At 61.8% G+C, this 17112-nt stretch carries 12 protein-coding genes and 1 tRNA gene; 6 read left to right on the forward strand and 7 right to left on the reverse strand.

Features of this window, described 5'->3' with window-relative positions; genetic code table 11:
• Window positions 1–162 precede the first annotated feature (162 nt).
• From lon to KIO76_RS19100, 5 genes are all read right to left on the reverse strand, one after another.
• Window positions 163–2589 carry an endopeptidase La gene (gene lon, locus KIO76_RS19080; RefSeq protein ID WP_213324718.1) on the reverse strand — a complete coding sequence of 809 codons (2427 nt, stop codon included), beginning with the start codon at window positions 2587–2589 and terminating at the stop codon, window positions 163–165.
• 536 nt (window positions 2590–3125) lie between these two features.
• Window positions 3126–4391 (reverse strand): ATP-dependent Clp protease ATP-binding subunit ClpX, encoded by a 1266-nt coding sequence (clpX, locus tag KIO76_RS19085; protein WP_110374146.1) that lies wholly within the window; start codon window positions 4389–4391, stop codon window positions 3126–3128.
• A gap of 239 nt (window positions 4392–4630) precedes the next feature.
• Window positions 4631–5254 (reverse strand): ATP-dependent Clp protease proteolytic subunit, encoded by a 624-nt coding sequence (locus KIO76_RS19090; protein ID WP_213324719.1) that lies wholly within the window; start codon window positions 5252–5254, stop codon window positions 4631–4633.
• Between the two features lie 178 nt (window positions 5255–5432).
• Window positions 5433–6869 (reverse strand): trigger factor, encoded by a 1437-nt coding sequence (gene tig, locus KIO76_RS19095; RefSeq protein ID WP_213324720.1) that lies wholly within the window; start codon window positions 6867–6869, stop codon window positions 5433–5435.
• A gap of 77 nt (window positions 6870–6946) precedes the next feature.
• Window positions 6947–7031, reverse strand: a tRNA-Leu gene (locus KIO76_RS19100).
• Window positions 7032–7268: 237 nt separating this feature from the next.
• Between KIO76_RS19100 and KIO76_RS19105 the strand changes: the two genes are divergently transcribed.
• On the forward strand, window positions 7269–8756 hold the full coding sequence (locus KIO76_RS19105; protein WP_213324721.1) for a multicopper oxidase family protein: 1488 nt from the start codon (window positions 7269–7271) through the stop codon (window positions 8754–8756).
• A gap of 4 nt (window positions 8757–8760) precedes the next feature.
• Here KIO76_RS19105 and KIO76_RS19110 read toward each other — a convergent pair whose 3' ends face one another.
• Window positions 8761–10272 (reverse strand): NAD(P)H-hydrate dehydratase, encoded by a 1512-nt coding sequence (locus KIO76_RS19110; protein ID WP_213325346.1) that lies wholly within the window; start codon window positions 10270–10272, stop codon window positions 8761–8763.
• 335 nt (window positions 10273–10607) lie between these two features.
• Here KIO76_RS19110 and KIO76_RS19115 point away from each other — a divergent pair, with 335 nt between their 5' ends.
• The 4 genes from KIO76_RS19115 to KIO76_RS19130 all read left to right on the forward strand — a co-directional run bounded on the left by KIO76_RS19115 (window position 10608) and on the right by KIO76_RS19130 (window position 14165).
• The gene (locus KIO76_RS19115; RefSeq protein ID WP_213324722.1) at window positions 10608–10946 is read left to right on the forward strand and encodes a P-II family nitrogen regulator; all 339 of its coding nucleotides are present in this window, start codon (window positions 10608–10610) and stop codon (window positions 10944–10946) included.
• 66 nt (window positions 10947–11012) lie between these two features.
• On the forward strand, window positions 11013–12422 hold the full coding sequence (gene glnA / locus KIO76_RS19120) for a type I glutamate--ammonia ligase (protein ID WP_283771501.1): 1410 nt from the start codon (window positions 11013–11015) through the stop codon (window positions 12420–12422).
• A 135-nt stretch (window positions 12423–12557) separates the two neighbouring features.
• Window positions 12558–13538 (forward strand): hypothetical protein, encoded by a 981-nt coding sequence (locus KIO76_RS19125; RefSeq protein ID WP_213324724.1) that lies wholly within the window; start codon window positions 12558–12560, stop codon window positions 13536–13538.
• An 84-nt stretch (window positions 13539–13622) separates the two neighbouring features.
• Window positions 13623–14165, forward strand: coding sequence for an MgtC/SapB family protein (locus tag KIO76_RS19130; protein ID WP_213324725.1), 543 nt, complete (start codon window positions 13623–13625; stop codon window positions 14163–14165).
• A 71-nt stretch (window positions 14166–14236) separates the two neighbouring features.
• On the opposite strand, the gene KIO76_RS19135 is transcribed toward KIO76_RS19130, so the two are convergent.
• Window positions 14237–14491 carry a hypothetical protein gene (locus KIO76_RS19135; protein ID WP_213324726.1) on the reverse strand — a complete coding sequence of 85 codons (255 nt, stop codon included), beginning with the start codon at window positions 14489–14491 and terminating at the stop codon, window positions 14237–14239.
• A gap of 448 nt (window positions 14492–14939) precedes the next feature.
• On the opposite strand from KIO76_RS19135, the gene parE reads away from it, so the two are divergent.
• Window positions 14940–17003, forward strand: coding sequence for a DNA topoisomerase IV subunit B (gene parE / locus KIO76_RS19140; protein ID WP_213324727.1), 2064 nt, complete (start codon window positions 14940–14942; stop codon window positions 17001–17003).
• Window positions 17004–17112: the final 109 nt, after the last annotated feature.

Here is a 17112-nt window from a genome sequence, read left to right on the forward strand (position 1 = left end):
GCGCGAGACACGCGTTCATGCCGAAAAGCAGCGCGCGTGTCTCCCCGATGGCCTAGAATTCCAAGGAAATCAACGTGTCTGACGCGCAAAAGCAAAAAAAGCCCCCTGACCGGGTGGCCAGGGGGCACTTTTCAACAGCATCCGTTACTTGTTTGCAGCACTTCAGTGGGCCACGAGGGCGTTCGACTCACCATCGGAAGCAGCCTTCCGGGCCTTCTCTTCCGCCGGCTCATCCCACGTGATCGGCTCTGGCTGGCGCACGAGCGCCTCCTTGAGCACCTGCTCCATACGGGAGACAGGCACGATCTCCAGACCGCTGCGCACGCTCTCGGGGAGGTCCGCCAGGTCCTTGGCGTTCTCCTCGGGAATGAGCACCTTGGTCACGCCGCCGCGAAGCGCCGCGAGCAGCTTCTCCTTGAGGCCGCCGATAGGCAGCACACGCCCTCGCAGGGTGACCTCGCCTGTCATCGCCACGTCACGACGCACGGGGATGCCCGTGAGCGTCGAAACGATCGCCGTCGCCATGGCAATGCCTGCGGACGGACCATCCTTCGGCGTCGCGCCTTCCGGCACGTGCACGTGGATATCGCGACGTTCGAAGAGGGGTGGTTCGATGCCAAAATCGAGCGCCCGCGAGCGGACGTAGGACGCCGCCGCCGAGATCGATTCCTTCATCACCTCGCGCAGGTTGCCCGTCACCGTCATCTTGCCCTTACCGGGCATCATGATGCCTTCGATGGTGAGCAACTCGCCGCCGACTTCGGTCCATGCCAGCCCGGTGACGACGCCGACCTGGTCCTCCGTCTCCGCCTCACCGTACCGGTATTTCGGCACCCCGAGATAGTCGGATACGGTATCCGCGGTCACCTCGACGCTCTTGCGCTTGGTGAGCACGATCTCCTTCACCGCCTTGCGGATAAGGTTCGCGAGCTCGCGCTCAAGGTTACGGACGCCCGCTTCACGTGTATAGCGGCGGATGAGCGTGAGGAGCCCGCCCTCGTCGATCGACCACTCCTTCTCGGCCAAACCATGCTTGCGCACAGCTTCGGGAATGAGATGCTTCCGGGCGATCTCCACCTTCTCCTCTTCCGTATATCCGGCGATGCGAATCACCTCCATGCGGTCGAGCAGTGCCGGCGGAATGTTGAGGGTATTGGCCGTCGTCACGAACATCACGTTCGAGAGGTCGTAGTCCACCTCCAGGTAGTGATCGTTGAACGTGGAGTTCTGCTCCGGATCCAGAACCTCGAGCAACGCCGCTGACGGATCACCGCGGAAGTCCATACCCATCTTGTCGATCTCGTCGAGCAGGATAAGCGGATTGGACGTCTTTGCCTTGCGCATGGACTGGATGATCTTGCCAGGCATGGAGCCGATATAGGTCCGGCGGTGACCGCGGATCTCAGCCTCGTCACGCACGCCGCCGAGCGACATGCGGACGAACTCGCGCCCAGTGGCCTTCGCCAGCGACTTACCCAGCGAGGTCTTGCCGACGCCGGGCGGACCGACAAGGCAAAGGATCGGCCCGGTCAGCTTGTTCGCCCGCTGCTGAACCGCAAGATACTCAAGGATGCGCTCCTTGACCTTCTCAAGGCCATGGTGGTCGGAATCGAGGACGTCCTGAGCGAGGTTGAGGTCCTTCTTGATCTTGGACCGCTTGCCCCACGGGATACCCAGCATCCAGTCGAGATAATTGCGCACGACGGTCGCCTCGGCGGACATCGGCGACATCTGGCGAAGCTTTTTGAGCTCAGCCAACGCCTTCTCGCGCGCTTCCTTCGTGAACTTTGTCTTCTCGATCTTCTCCTCGAGCTCGGCTAGCTCATCGCGGCCGTCCTCGTCGCCGAGCTCCTTCTGAATGGCCTTCATCTGCTCATTCAGATAGTACTCGCGCTGAGTCTTCTCCATCTGCCGCTTGACGCGCGTGCGGATCCGCTTCTCGACCTGGAGAACGGAGATTTCGCTCTCCATCAGGCCGAGCGCCTTTTCAAGCCGCTCGGCAACGACGGTCGTTTCGAGGATGCCCTGCTTGTCGGCGATCTTCACCGCCAGATGCGAAGCTACCGTGTCGGCGAGCTTGGAAGGGTCCTCGATCTGCGTGACCGCAGAGACGACCTCCGGCGAGACCTTCTTGTTGAGCTTCACATAATTTTCAAACTCGGCCAGCACCGAACGAGCCAAAGCCTCGGTCTCGACCTTGCTGCCGACCGTTTCCGCCAGCACCTCGGCCTCAGCCTCGTAATAGTCGTCAGTCCGGCCGTACGCGCTGATCTTGGCGCGGCCGGTGCCCTCCACCAGCACCTTCACAGTGCCGTCGGGCAGCTTCAAAAGCTGCAGTACGCTCGCAACGGTGCCAATCGTGTAGATCGCGTCCGTTGCCGGGTCGTCGTCCGCCGCATTCATCTGCGTGGCGAGCAGGATGTGCCGATCGCTCTTCACGACCTCCTCGAGCGCGCGAATGGATTTCTCACGCCCAACGAACAAAGGCACGATCATATGCGGGAAAACAACAATGTCGCGTAGGGGCAGGACGGGATAAGTGCCGACCGTGCCGGGAACTGCAGCCTGGCGGGGCTTCGCTGTGGTCATCGCCCACTTGTCCTTCGTTTTGCGTCCGCCGATCCCCCAAAGGGCTGACCGCCGGACGGTCCGCTGGAAGCGCTCACCATAAGAATGGCTGCTTCCAGCCCGCTATCCGATCACCTCGCAATGAGCATGCCGGAATTGTCGCGCACTTCAGTAGGTGGCTATCCGGCCTCGACGTTTCAAGTTAAGTCCTTGTAACATCGAGCACTCACTGCTCTAACGCAAAACGCAGACCATCGCGCGCAGCAATGGGATGCCATTGCTACGGTCGCTTTATTCCGAGAGGTCTGCGCGAAAAAACGCCGCAGCGTGACTCGCGCCTACCTGCCACCATAAACGTCACGAGCCTGCGGAATGTCCATCAGAAATGGATGTTCCACCCGACAGCGGCTCACACTCTTCCTGAAAACACAGCCAAACCCATCACGGAGCAACCGGCAAGCGATGTCTTGGCTGGGGAGATCACGGGGTGAGGCAAGACCTGCAGGGCGGCCCGAAAAGGATCGCCGGGCGTCTTATCCGGCGATCCTGTTCAGACGCTACGCACTCGCGCTCGTCTCAGCGGCGCGATCCGCATAGATAAACAGCGGTTTCGCCTTGCCCTCGATGACTTCGGGACCGATGACGATCTGCTCCACGCCCTCGAGGCCCGGAAGCTCGTACATCGTCTCGAGCAGGATGCCTTCCATGATAGACCGGAGGCCGCGCGCGCCCGTCCTGCGCTCGATTGCCTTGCGCGCGATCAGGGTCAAAGCCTCTTCGTGGAAAGTGAGCTCGGTCTCTTCCATGTCGAACAGGCGCTGATACTGCTTCACCAAGGCATTCTTCGGCTCCTGAAGAATGCGCTTGAGCGCGTTCTCGTCGAGGTCCTCCAGGGTCGCGATCACCGGAAGGCGGCCCACGAACTCGGGGATCAAGCCGAATTTCAGCAGATCCTCAGGCTCCACCTCACGGAAGACCTCGCCAGTGCGCCGATCATCCGGCGCCTGCACATGGGCGCCGAAGCCGATCGAGGTCCCCTTCCCGCGCCCCATGATGATACGCTCAAGGCCGGCGAAAGCGCCGCCGCAGATGAAGAGGATATTCGTCGTATCGACCTGTAGGAACTCCTGCTGCGGATGCTTGCGTCCGCCCTGGGGCGGAACACTGGCAACCGTGCCTTCCATGATCTTCAGAAGCGCCTGCTGCACGCCCTCACCCGAAACATCACGGGTGATGGAAGGGTTGTCGGACTTCCGCGAGATCTTGTCTATTTCGTCGATATAGACAATGCCCCTCTGCGCGCGCTCGACGTTGTAGTCCGACGCCTGCAGAAGCTTGAGAATGATATTCTCAACATCCTCACCGACATAGCCGGCCTCAGTCAGCGTCGTCGCATCCGCCATGGTGAAGGGCACGTCGAGGATGCGGGCCAGCGTCTGCGCCAGCAGCGTCTTTCCCGAACCAGTGGGGCCGACGAGCAGGATATTCGACTTGGCGAGCTCGACGTCGTTGTGCTTGGTCGCATGTGCCAACCGCTTGTAATGGTTGTGCACCGCGACTGAGAGCACCTTCTTCGCGTGATCCTGGTCAATGACATAGTCATCCAGGACCTTGCGGATCTCCTTCGGGGTCGGCACGCCGTCGCGGGACTTCACGAGCGACGATTTCGACTCCTCGCGGATGATGTCCATGCACAATTCGACGCATTCATCGCAGATGAACACCGTCGGTCCGGCGATCAGTTTGCGGACCTCGTGCTGGCTCTTGCCGCAGAACGAGCAGTAGAGCGTGCTCTTGGAGTCGCTACCGCCTGTCTTGCTCATGGTCCGTCTCCACTCTGTACCGCCGGGGCACAGGACGCCGGCGTCATCAAGCATTCATATAGGCCTGGATCTAAAAAAAGGTAATGCCCTATCGCTGCACTACCGAAATCGATCAGGCCGTACCTGGTCCAAAGCCCATGCAAACATGAGGCCGCCGCGCGATCAATAGGAGGCGGACACCTTGCCGCATATCCACATCTCTGCTTTTGAAAGCGCATACGGCGGCCGCATGGCCGAAATCAGGCATCTGAATCCGCGCGCTTCACCTGGACCTGATCGATCAAACCGAACTCCCGCGCGGCGTCCGCGGTCATGAAATTGTCACGCTCAAGCGCCTGCTCGATCGCCGCGATATCCCGGCCGGTGTGCTTCACATAAATTTCATTCAGACGCCGGCGCAACGCTTCAATCTCTCGGGCGTGGATCAGGATATCTGTTGCCTGGCCCTGAAATCCGCCTGATGGCTGGTGCACCATGATTCGCGCGTTCGGCAACGCAAAACGCTGTCCGGGCTCCCCCGCCGCCAGAAGCAGCGACCCCATCGACGCGGCCTGGCCGACGCAGAGGGTCGAAATGGGACAACGGATAAACTGCATCGTGTCATAGATGGACAGCCCCGAGGTCACCACCCCGCCAGGCGAGTTGATGTAGAAGGAGATCTCCTTCTTCGGATTGTCGCCCTCCAGGAAGAGGAGCTGCGCGACGATCAGCGATGCTGAATAATCCTCGACGGGACCTGTCAGAAAAATAATCCGCTCGCGCAGCAGCCGCGAGTAAATATCGAACGCGCGCTCACCGCGGTTCGATTGCTCGACAACCATCGGCACGAGGGTGTTGTTGTAGACCTCAAACGGATCCCGCATGGCAGATCAGTCTCCTTGATCACCGGAATTATTCCATGGCGATCATTAACAGATGGTCGTTGGGAGCGGCACGCGCCTTAGCCGATCGCATCCTGTTGCATAACGACCGTAGGTTGGCCGGTTCGCGCCGGCCAACACCAGATATGCTTCCGGACGGGATCCGCAAGCGCTGGACAGGTCAGGCGCTGTCCTTCTTCTTGGCGCGCGAAGCTTTCTTCGGAGCGGCCTTGCCCTCCTCCTTGGCGCCCTTGCCCTCTTCGCCGTCGGATTCGCTGTCTTCATCGGCGAAAAGCGCCTCACGGGACACGACGTTATCCGTCACGGCAACCTGCGTCAGGATATGGTCGACGACCTTCTCCTCGAAGATCGGCGCACGCACCTCCGCCAGAGCCTGCGGGTTCTTGCGGTAATAGTCCCACACCAGCTTTTCCTGACCGGGGAACTGGCGGGCGCGCTCGACGACAGCCTGCGTGACCTCGTCGTCGGAGACCTTCACCGCCGCCTGCTCACCGATTTCCGCCAGCACGAGGCCGAGACGGACACGGCGTTCGGCGATGCGCTGATATTCCGCCTTCGCCTCGTCCTCGGTCGTCTCGTCATCGGCAAAAGTACGGCCGGTCTGCTTCATGTCGTTTTCGACCTGACGCCACACGCCCGCAAACTCCTGCTCGACAAGGCTAGGCGGCAGCTCGAAGTCGTACTTCGCGTCGAGGGCATCGAGCAGCACCTTCTTCACCTTGCGGCGGGACTGCGCGGTGTAATCGCGCTCGATGCTTGCGCGGACGGCTTCCTTGAGCTTATCCAGGCTCTCAAGGCCAAAGCCCTTTGCAAAGTCCTCGTCCACCGTCACCTCGGCGGCAGAGGCCACTTCCTTCACCTTCACGGCAAAGCTTGCCGCCTTGCCGGCCAGCTGCTTGGCAGGATATTCGTCGGGGAACGTGGCGTTCACAGTCACGTCATCGCCGGCCTTTGCGCCGACGAGTTGCTCTTCGAAGCCCGGGATGAACCCGCCGGAGCCGATCTCGACCTGGACGCCCTCGCTGGAGCCGCCCTCGAAGGGCTCGCCGTCGATGGTGCCGACGAAGTCGATCGTGACCCGGTCACCGGTGGCAGCGGCTTCGCCTTCGGCCTTGGTGGTGAATGCGCGGTTCTGGCGCGCCATACGCGCCAGAGCCTCATCCACTTCGGCGTCAGTCACCTCGGCTGTCTCACGTGTGATCGCGACGTCGGACAGGTCTTTGAGCTGGAAGGCCGGCAGGATCTCGAGCGCGACCGTATAGGCGAGGTCGCCCTTGGCCTCCATGACGGCCTCGACCTCATCCTTATCCTCGGAGAGGGTCACCTTCGGCTCATTGGCAAGCTTGAGGGAATTGTCCTCGATAATCTTGCGGTTGGCTTCATTGACGGTGTTCTGAACGACGTCCGCCATGACCGCGCGGCCATACAGCTTGCGCAGATGCGCCATGGGGACCTTGCCGGGACGGAAGCCGTTGATGCGGACCCTGTCCTTCAGGCCAGACAGCTCGCCTGCCAGCTTGGTCTCCAGCTCGGCGGCCGGAACCACCACCTTGAACTCGCGTTTCAGACCATCGGCCCGGGTTTGCGTCGCCTGCATTGTCACAGCTTCTCGAAAATTCGTGTGCTTCTGATGGCCCCTCAGGATAGGCGATGATACGGGGAGCGATGTGGCTTTGGTGCGGGCGAAGGGACTCGAACCCCCACGACTTTCGTCACTGGAACCTAAATCCAGCGCGTCTACCAGTTCCGCCACGCCCGCGCGGGCCCCGCAGCATGCCTGCCCAACAGGACGCGGCTCTATATCATGACAAAGCCCGGTTGCAGCAAAAAAATGTCATCTCTTTGTCCACCAGGGGTACTTGCCGCGCCCGCCCTCGTCTGAGCCAAACGCCCGAGCGTTGAAGTACCGGCGAAAATGCTGAAATTCTCAAGCAGTTCGTCAATCTTTGTGCCAGATGGTGGCACATTCCCACCGGGTGAACCTTGGAAACGTCCGATGCCGGCACAGACTTCAGAATCGACGCAAGCGCCGCTGTTCGCCGCCGCCATCCGGGGAGTGACGCGAAGGCGGCTTCTCCAGGGCGGGCTGGCGGCAGCGACCGTCCTCGTGCATGCGGTTGATGCCAATGCAGAGGATGCCGGAGAGACCTCCCGCCCCGTTCCAGCCCCGACGACGCCGGGCACCGAACGGGTCGCCAAGACTGGAAACGCCCGGCGCCTGCGCGCCGAGGAGATCTCCTGGCAACTCAAACCCGCGGGGGCTGCGACCAAACTGTGGTGCTTCGAGGAAACGTCACCCGGCCCTCTCCTGCGGGTCAGGAAGGGGCATGAGCTTGCGATCAAGCTAGAAAACGGGATTTCACAACCAATCACCCTGCACTGGCATGGCTTGCGCGTACCCAACCGGTTCGACGGCGTCGGGGGCTTGACCGAGGAGCCGCTCGCACCCGGCGCGAGCCGGGAGATCCGGTTCACGCCACGCGACAGCGGTACCTACTGGTATCACGCGATGGTCCCGGACACGGCTGCAGAACAGACTGAGCGCGGCCTCTACGGTATTCTCGTCGTTGACGAAGATGAACCGCCGACCGTGGACGCCGATCTCGCGATCGTGCTCGATGATTGGGCACTCGGCGATGACAACATGGTCCGACCTGGGTTCGGCACCGCCGAAGAGATCGGCGCGGTTGGTCGGCTCGGCAACTGGCTCACGGTGAACAGCCAAGCCGCCCCGGAGACTTTCGCGGTTGCCCCAGGCGGCCGGATACGCCTGCGCCTTGTTAATGCCTCCAACGCCCGTCCTATCAGCCTACGCTTTGAGAAATTCGCGGTCGAAGTCATAGCCCTCGATGGCCAGCCGGCCGAGCCCTTCCCGCCAGCCCGCGACACCCTCGCACTGCTACCCGGCAACCGGGCTGATCTGATCCTGCATTGCGCCACGGAGACGGGTGTCTCCGGCAACGTCGTGGCTGTCCTTGGTCAGGGCTTGCCGCTGCTCACCATCAAGACAGAGGGCGCCCTCTCACCCAATGCCAAGGCCGGTGAGATAAAACTCCTCGGCAATAACCTCCCAGAAGCTATTGATCTTGCCTCGGCTTTACGCGCCGATCTTGTGCTCGAAGGAGGCGTCACAGCCGGCCAGCCTTTCCCGAGCGACGTATCGCGGATCTGGCGTATCAATGGCGTCGCCTTCACGGACGCCCGCAAGCCCCTCTTCTCTATCGGGCAAGGCAAGCCCGTTGTGCTGAGCCTGGTCAACAAGACGGAGTTCCTGCAGGCGCTCCACCTCCATGGGCACACGGCCCGCCTTCTGCACGCCCTCGATGACGGCTGGGAGCCCTATTGGCAGGACACAATCGCAATCCCGGCCGGCCGTACTGTCCGAGTTGCCTTCGTCACCGAAGGCTCTGGCAAATGGATGATCAGTTCCGCGATCCTCGATCGTCTCGGCGGCGGCATGGCGAGTTGGTTCGAGGTCACCTGACTTTTCATATCGGGCCGCTGCGCTCGAAAAGACGCTTGAGCACAGCAGGCAAGGTTTCCGGCAGGTCCTCTGCAATGAGGCCCGGGCCAAAAGCGCGAGCCGCCGCCCCGTGCAGCCAGACGGCGGCAGCCGCGGCCTCCCGGCCGGGCATCCCCTGCGCCAAAAGACCCGTAATGAACCCAGCGAGGACATCTCCCGTCCCCGCAGTCGCCAACCAAGGCGTGCCATTGTCATTGACGATCGCCCGGCCGTCAGGTGTCGCGACCACGGTGTCTGCGCCCTTGAGAACAACGACCGCGCCAGTGTGGTGCGCCGCGGCTATCGCACGCTGCAGCTTCGACGGCGCTTTAATTATCTCATTTACCTCGCTGAAGAGACGTGAAAATTCACCCTCATGAGGTGTCAGAACCGTTGGCGCGGGGTTGACTTTGGCAAGCGACGTGAGGGTGGCGAGGCCAGCCGCACCTTCAACGGCAAAGCTCGTCAGGCCATCGGCATCGATGACAAGCGCCCGGCCCGCTTCCGCTGCGACCGATATCAAACCGCGTGTAGCGTCACCCACACCAGCCCCGGGCCCTATCGCAAGCGCATTGAGGCGCTCGTCGGCGAGGAGCGACTTCAGACCTCCCGCGCCATCGATCGACCGCACCATGATCGCGGTGAGATGGGCAGCATTCACCGCTAGCGCCGCGGGCGGCGAGGCTACGGTGACAAGCCCTGCCCCAACACGCAACGCAGCGCGCGCGGACAGCCGCGCCGCGCCCGTACTGCCAATGCCGCCGGATACGATAACCGCGTGGCCCCGCCCGTATTTGTGCCCGGCCGTCTCGGGCAGCGGGTAAGTAGCTAGCCATAGCCCCGGAGCATTGGCGGCATAGGGCGACGCGATGGCGGCGACGGTCGCGTCGCTGATGCCGATATCGGCGATCGTCACCGAGCCGCAATGCAGCCGGCCCGGTAGAAGAAGATGTCCGGGCTTGCGCCGGGCGAATGTAACGGTCTCGTGCGCCATCACCGCGATGCCGCGCACCGCGCCCGTATCCCCATCAATGCCAGATGGAATGTCGGCCGAGATCACATAGGCCTTCGAGGCGTTGATCGCGGCGATGGCAACGGCGGCCTCCCCCTCCAGGTCTCGCGAAAGCCCTGTGCCGAACAGCGCATCGATGATGAGCTCCGCGCCTACGAGATTCATCGCAGCAAGCGGGCTGACTGCGCCGCGCCAGGTGCCGGCAGCCCAAGCCGCATCGCCGCTCAGCGCCTGCGGGGAGCCAAGGAGATGAAGCGCGACTTCGTAACCTTCCTCGGCAAGGATCCGGGCGGCGACGAAACCGTCGCCTCCGTTGTTGCCAGGACCGCAAACGACGACGACCCTTCGCCCGACGGGCACGCATTCCGCCGCCCGGTGAGCGACGGCCCGCCCTGCCCGCTCCATCAGCTCCCAGCCTGGCACGCCTGAAGCAATCGTGCGCTGATCGGCCTCGCGTACCGCAGCATTGGTGAGGATCTCGTACATCATTCCCTCGCCGTTCACGCAGTTAAGCTCTCGGAGCCGTCGCATACACGACACCATAGATGAATGTCCCCGAACGCAAAGCAGCCCCCGGGCAATTCTCAGGGCAGTTCGTGGCGTCTTCCCGAGCACCAAAGGGGAAGTTTTCCGCTCCTTGAACGGCTGAAGCTCAAAAGGTCATCAAATGCATAATTTTTGTGCTGTCCGCTGATGAACATTGCGGCACTCAACAGCCCGTTCCGCAAACTTCGACATGGCCGCCACCGACCCATTGATGGTAAGAGCCGTCTAGTCACGTTCGCCATCGGAAGCTAGGCGCCTAGGGGAGACCACGACGGATGAAGAGAATTGATGCGATCATCAAGCCCTTCAAGCTCGACGAGGTAAAGGAAGCGCTGCAGGACCTCGGCTTGCAGGGCATAACCGTCATCGAGGCCAAGGGCTTCGGCCGGCAGAAAGGCCATACGGAGCTCTACCGCGGCGCCGAATATGTGGTTGATTTCCTGCCCAAAGTGAAAATCGAGATCGTCCTTGCCGACGATATGGTGGACCGGGCCATCGAGGCGATCCGGAAGGCCGCCCAGACAGGTCGGATCGGAGATGGCAAGATTTTTGTATCCAGCGTGGAGGAAGCAATTCGCATCCGAACGGGGGAAACCGGTCTCGACGCGATTTGATCTGAAGCAACCTGCGAGCGCCGCGAGCGCGGGTTAATGACGTTTGTGCAACACGAGGAACGAATGATGAAGAGCGCCCAGGATGTGCTGAAGGCGATCAAAGAGCAGGACATCAAGTACGTCGATTTCCGCTTCACCGACCCGCGCGGCAAGTGGCAGCACGTCACCTTCGACGTGTCGATGATCGACGAGGAAATCTTCGCCGAAGGCACCATGTTCGACGGTTCCTCGATTGCCGGGTGGAAGGCCATCAACGAGTCGGACATGCTCCTGATGCCCGACCCGACGACGGCCCAGCTCGACCCGTTCTTCGCAGCGCCCACGCTGTCGATCGTCTGCGACATCCTCGAGCCGACCACGGGCGAATCCTACAGCCGTGATCCGCGCGGGATCGCGAAGAAGGCAGAGGCCTTCCTGCAGTCCACCAAGATCGGCGACACGATCTTCGTCGGCCCGGAAGCCGAGTTCTTCGTGTTTGATGACGTTCGCTTTTCCGCGACGCCTTACAACACCGGCTTCAAGCTGGATGCCACCGAGTTGCCGACGAATGGCGACACGGAATACGAGGGTGGCAACATGGGCCACCGGATTCCCGTGAAGGGCGGCTACTTCCCGGTTCCCCCGCTCGACAGCGCCCAGGACATGCGCGGCGAGATGCTCGCAGCCATGGCCTCCATGGGTGTAAAGGTCGAGAAGCACCACCATGAGGTGGCCTCCGCTCAGCACGAACTCGGCATGAAGTTCGACACGCTGACGCACATGGGCGATCAGATGCAGATCTACAAATACTGCATCCACAATGTCGCCAACAGCTACGGCAAGTCGGCCACCTTCATGCCGAAGCCGGTTTATGGCGACAACGGCTCGGGCATGCACGTTCACCAGTCGATCTGGAAGGATGGCAAGCCGGTCTTCGCGGGCAACAAGTATGCCGACCTCAGCCAGGAATGCCTCTGGTACATCGGCGGCATCATCAAGCACGCCAAGGCTATCAACGCCTTCACCAACCCGTCGACCAACTCCTACAAGCGTCTCGTCCCGGGCTTCGAGGCTCCGGTGCTGCTTGCCTATTCCTCGCGCAACCGCTCCGCGTCCTGCCGTATCCCGTGGACGGCTTCGCCCAAGGCCAAGCGCGTCGAAATCCGCTTCCCCGATCCAACCGCGAACCCCTACCTCGGCTTCGCGGCCCTGCTGATGGCCGGCCTCGACGGCATCATCAACAAGATCGATCCGGGCGCAGCCATGGACAAGGATCTCTACGACCTGCCGCCGCGTGAGCTGAAGAAGATCCCGACCGTGTCCGCCAGCCTGCGCGAGGCGCTCGGCCATCTTGACAAGGATCGCGCCTTCCTGAAGGCCGGTGGCGTCTTCACCGATGACTTCATCGACTCCTACATCGAACTCAAGATGCAGGACGTGATCCGCTTCGAGCACACGCCGCACCCGGTCGAATTCGACATGTACTACAGCGTCTGACACATGCTGGCGGCGGGATGGATTTCCGCCGCTCCCTAGCCGAAAGGCCGGAGATCGCTCCGGCCTTTTTTCGTTGGCTGGTAGCTTGACTAAGATAGGTGGCCTGTCTACTGCCGCTTCTGCACGGGAGGAACCATGCTGAAGCGCGTTCTTCGTTCGATCGGGTGGCTTATCGGGGCGGGCGCGGCAGACCATTTTGCCACGCGCGGCGAGTTCAAGGAACTCGGCGCCCGCATCGCGCAGATCGAGAGCCTCCTTGAAGCCCTCATGCGTCAGAGCGCTGCGCAAGCGGAACAGTCCCAGGCGCACCGCTTTCTGCAGGAGAAGACCTGCGCGGAACTCTCCTATCTCAACGACCTCATGCGCGTGGTCTCCAGAGACGTCGTGAATGCCAGCGTCGGGCGGTCTGTCCTTGGTGCGAAGACCAACATCTTTTCGCAGAACTACGAGGACGCGATCCTTGCCGCGATCTTCGAGCGGGTTGGCTCGGGCCAGAAGCGCTTCCTTGAAATCGGCGTAGGCGATGGCACGGAGAACAACACCCGTCTGCTGCTCGAACTCGGGTGGCGCGGCGCCTGGGTGGAATGTGACCCGGCGGCGGTGGCCGCGATAAAGCACCGGCTCGCCGACTATCTGGCTGATGGTAGGCTCGTCCTCGTCGAGGAAGCGATCACCGCTGAGACTGTTGACGAGGTGGTTGGCCGTTGCGGCTTGTCGGGAGAGATCGATTTTCTGTCACTCGACATCGATATGAACACCTCGCACGTGTGGCGCGCAATGGCCCTGCGCTCCCGCGTCGCCTGCCTGGAATATAACGCGAGTTTTCCTCCGGAAATCGAGTTTGAGGTCGCGTACGATCCCAGCTCAGCCTGGGGAGGTTCGAGTTATTTCGGCGCCTCTTTGCTCTCCCTGGACCATATAGGCAGGCAGAAGGACATGGCGCTCGTCGGTTGCGATCTCATGGGGATCAACGCCTTCTTTGTACGGCGAGACCTGGCTGAGATCCATTTCCCGGGATCCCATGCTCCGGTCGACCATTACCAGCCGCCCCGCTACGCCCTAGCCGGATCACGCGGTCATCCCCGCGCGACCGGACGCTTTGCCTGTCAACGATGAAGGGCACGGACGGCCCGCCGGACCGCTCGCCTTTGGAACAATCGGTCAAGTCGCGCTTTAGGTTGAGAGGACCCGGAGCCGGCTATGCACCCAGACCTTCTCGATCAATTCCTACGTCTCGGTGCGGCGACCTTGATCGGTATGATCATCGGGCTCAACCGGGACCTCGAGAACAAGCCAACAGGCGTGCGCACACTCGGCCTCGTCGGGCTTGCCACAGCTTTAGTCACAATCGGCACCCTTGAGTTTGAGCTGATGAGAGATCAGCCCGACGCGCTCAGCCGTGTGGTCCAGGGGCTGATCCAAGGCGTTTTGACAGGCATCGGCTTCATCGGCGCTGGGGCTATCCTGCGCGACCGCAACACCGGGTCCATACATGGACTGACCACAGCAGCCTCTGTGTGGGTCACGGCCGCCGCCGGCATCATCTGCGGTCTTGGCAACTGGCCGCTGGTAATCACCGCTGTCGTGGTCGCGATGGTTCTCCTGTTGTCCGGACGCGCCATCGAGGCAGCCGTTGAAGCTTGCCTGGGACGAGCCTCTTCAGGCCGGGGCGCGGGACAAGATGTCGTGGAGCAGCCCGCTTCGACAGGCAACGGACAGAGCCGAGAGGAAGACGATCGTTGACCTCATCGTCGCGACGGGGTTCCTCCCTCGCGCGTGGCGGCGAGCGATCCGGCAGCGGTGCAGAGCGACGATTAGAAGAACAACAGAAGCGCGGTTGCGGCGCAGGCGCTAGCAGAGAGCCAGGCCAGAAGCGCGAAGATCTCGACACTGAACTCGCGGACAGGCGGCTGAAGATTGATCTCCGCTGAAGTATCATCGGACCATGTGATCGCCCGCGGGCCTGATCCGTTCCGTTCATGTCTCTTGGTGAGAGGGCGCGTCGAATTCATCATGACGAACGAGAGCACGGTCTTGACCTCCTTGATCGTGCCAATCTGCGCGTTCACGGTTAACGCAATGCTACTCTGACGATTTTGTTACAAAATCCGACGAGATCGTCGCAGAAGCTGCCAAGGGCATCGCAAATCCTTCCCACTCACCGTTTTGCCCCGTTTTGTTCGGGTCCAGCGCAAGAAATATGCGGTCAAGTCGCCACAACAGCTGTGCGTTTCATCACATTGATCGCGATATGCGTCTCTCCAACATGCTCGGGAAGGCCTGCCGGGGAATCGCGCGGCACGCCCAGATCGCGCCGGTGGGGATTCGGTTGGAAATACTTGACAGACGAGCCGCGAAAGGTTTGTTTCCTCTATGTTCTCATGCGGCGAAATGAGAATTCGCAGATAAGTCCCGTGGATAAGTCACCGGTGGCTGTGTAGACGCGCCCGCCGGTTGCGGGGCTTGTGCGACAATGACTCGCCGAGGTTTTTGACGGACGGAGTGCAGAGAGCGACAATGGCAGAGCCAACAGATCTTTTCGGCGGTCGGGACGGCAATGCGCAACGCAAGACCGTCGCAAGGCAACCGAAAGCGACGGGTCTGCCACAAGGAACAGCGATTCCCTCTGGCCTCACCCCCGGTGAAAGCGGCTATACCGCCGCCTCTATCGAGGTCTTGGAGGGCCTGGAGCCGGTGCGCCGCCGCCCGGGAATGTATATCGGCGGCACGGATGACAAGGCGCTCCACCACCTTTTTGCCGAGGTCATCGACAACGCGATGGACGAGGCCGTCGCAGGTCATGCGACCTTCATCGAAGTGGAGCTGACCGAAGCCGGCGAATTGCGTGTCACCGACAACGGCCGCGGCATTCCGGTCGACCCGCACCCGAAATTTCCGCAAAAGTCGGCCCTTGAAGTGATCATGACCACGCTGCACGCGGGCGGGAAGTTCGACTCCAAGGTCTATGAGACCTCCGGCGGCCTGCACGGTGTTGGCGTCTCCGTCGTCAATGCACTGTCTGAGCGGCTCGAGGTCGAGGTCGCCCGCAACAGGACCCTCTACCGTCAGGTCTTCTCGCGGGGCCTGCCGCTGACCGCGCTTGAGACCGTCGGCGCCATCGCCAATAGGCGCGGTACAACCATACGCTTCAAGCCGGATCCACAGATCTTCGGCGCCCATGCGCATTTTGATCCGCGCCGCCTTTTCAAGATGGCGCGCTCGAAGGCCTATCTGTTCGGGGGTGTCGAGATCCGCTGGTCCTGCGCGCCGGCTCTGGTGGCCAATCTCACGAATGTGCCCGCCGAAGCGGTCTTTCGCTTCCCCGGCGGCCTCAAGGACTATCTGGCGCGTGAGATCGACGGCATGGAGACCGTCGCGGATCAGATTTTTGCCGGCAAGATCACCAAGCCCGGCGGACATGGTTCGCTCGAATGGGCTGTGGCCTGGCTGAGCCAGGATGACGGTTTCATTTCGTCCTACTGCAACACGATCCCGACTGGCGACGGCGGCACTCATGAGAATGGCCTGCGCGCCGCTCTGCTGCGCGGCCTGCGTGACCATGCCGAGCGTGTCGGGCAATCCAAGCGCGCCGCCCAGATGACCGCGGACGATGTTGTCGTGAGCTGCGCCGCCATGCTGTCGGTTTTCATTCGCGAACCCGAGTTTCAGGGGCAGACCAAGGACAAGCTCGCCACCGTGGAAGCGGCGCGCATCGTCGAGACGGCGGTTCGCGATGCTTTCGACCACTGGCTCGCGGCGGCGCCGCAGCAAGCCACAAAGCTCCTCGATTGGGCGATCGATCGCGCGGAAGAACGGCTGCGCCGCCGCGCCGAGAAGGAAGTTGCCCGCAAGACGGCCACTCGCAAGCTGCGCCTGCCCGGCAAGCTCGCCGATTGCAGCAATGCAGGAGCCGCCGGCTCCGAGTTGTTCATCGTTGAGGGCGATTCGGCCGGTGGCAGTGCCAAACAGGCACGCAACCGCGCAACCCAGGCCATCCTTCCGCTACGCGGCAAGATCCTGAACGTCGCCTCGGCCGGCCGCGAGAAACTCGCCCAGAATCAGCAACTCGCAGATCTCCTGCTCGCGCTTGGCTGTGGATCCGGCTCTCACTATCGCCACGACGACCTTCGCTACGAGAAGATCATCGTGATGACGGACGCCGACGTGGACGGCGCACATATCGCCTCGCTCCTCATCACCTTCTTCTGGCGGCAGACGCCGCGGCTGATCGACGAAGGGCATCTCTATCTCGCGGTGCCGCCGCTCTATCGTCTCTCGCAGGGAGGGAAGACGGTCTATGCCCGCGATGACGCACATCGCCAGGAATTGATGAGCACCGTCTTCAAAGGCAAGGGCAAGGTTGAGGTCGGCCGCTTCAAGGGCCTGGGCGAGATGATGCCCGCGCAGCTCAAGGAAACCACGATGGATCCGAAGAAGCGCACGTTGCTGCGTGTCTCGGTCTCCCATGATGACCGGCCGGACACGTCGGATGTGGTCGAGCGACTTATGGGCAACAAGCCGGAAGCGCGTTTCGCCTTTATTCAGGAACGCGCCGCCTTCGCAACCGAGCTCGACATCTGAGATACGGATAGCGGGTCTATCGCTCGCCGGTCACTCAGCAGAAATCAGGTTTTTATCGCGGTGAACCGGTGACAATGGCGTCTGAAAGACGCTTTGCGCTATTTGTCTT

The sequence above is a fragment of the Chelatococcus sp. YT9 genome, from assembly GCF_018398315.1.
GTDB lineage: Bacteria > Pseudomonadota > Alphaproteobacteria > Rhizobiales > Beijerinckiaceae > Chelatococcus.